The 461-nt window shown below is 54.4% G+C and carries 2 protein-coding genes; one reads left to right on the top strand and one right to left on the bottom strand.

Features of this window, described 5'->3' with window-relative positions; translation table 11 throughout:
• The first annotated feature begins 161 nt into the window (after window positions 1-161).
• Window positions 162-326 (top strand): hypothetical protein, encoded by a 165-nt coding sequence (locus tag VSR34_RS38500; protein ID WP_342965244.1) that lies wholly within the window; start codon window positions 162-164, stop codon window positions 324-326.
• Window positions 327-348: 22 nt separating this feature from the next.
• Here VSR34_RS38500 and VSR34_RS38495 read toward each other — a convergent pair.
• Window positions 349-461, bottom strand: a 113-nt coding sequence (locus tag VSR34_RS38495) for an ATP-binding protein (protein WP_342965245.1), incomplete at its 5' end; no start/stop codon positions are given.

Raw genomic sequence — 461 nt, 5'->3', positions numbered from 1 at the left:
ACCCGCGAATATCAGTGTGACCCACCGTCGAGATTTACTGCTACGTCGCCCTCAGGAAATTCACATGACACGTACTCGAGAGGCTGAAAACCAACTTCCCATTGACACGTGAAGTCATATCAGTCCATTGAACCATTGAAATTGCACCGATCTAATAGTGCATGAGCAAGATGAATCTGAGTGAGACCGAGCGCGAAGAACTGATGTCGATGGCCGTCGGCCACGTGAGGCGCGCGCGGTTGATCCTGCTGCGAATTTCGGGGAAGCTGAACGCCCGTTTCGGTGAAGTCGAACAGGCCAGGAGGGAGGTGCTGCGTAGTGCTTAGATTGTACCGCGGGTGTTCGAGATCAGGCTACTTTTTGATCAGGTGCGTTCTTCTTGCGCATCGAATCGCCCTTCAACGGAAGCTTGTGAGCCTGATGGACGAGGCGGTCGAGGATTGCGTCGGCGAGGGTCGGGT

This window comes from Paraburkholderia sp. JHI2823, assembly GCF_038900695.1.
Taxonomy (GTDB): domain Bacteria; phylum Pseudomonadota; class Gammaproteobacteria; order Burkholderiales; family Burkholderiaceae; genus Paraburkholderia; species Paraburkholderia mimosarum.
This window is presented reverse-complemented; position numbering and strand designations above follow the sequence as displayed.

Bases quoted from the DNA above. Each gene is read 5' to 3' on its own strand.
- VSR34_RS38500 (WP_342965244.1), top strand. From the start codon at position 162: ATGAGCAAGATGAATCTGAGTGAGACCGAGCGCGAAGAACTGATGTCG.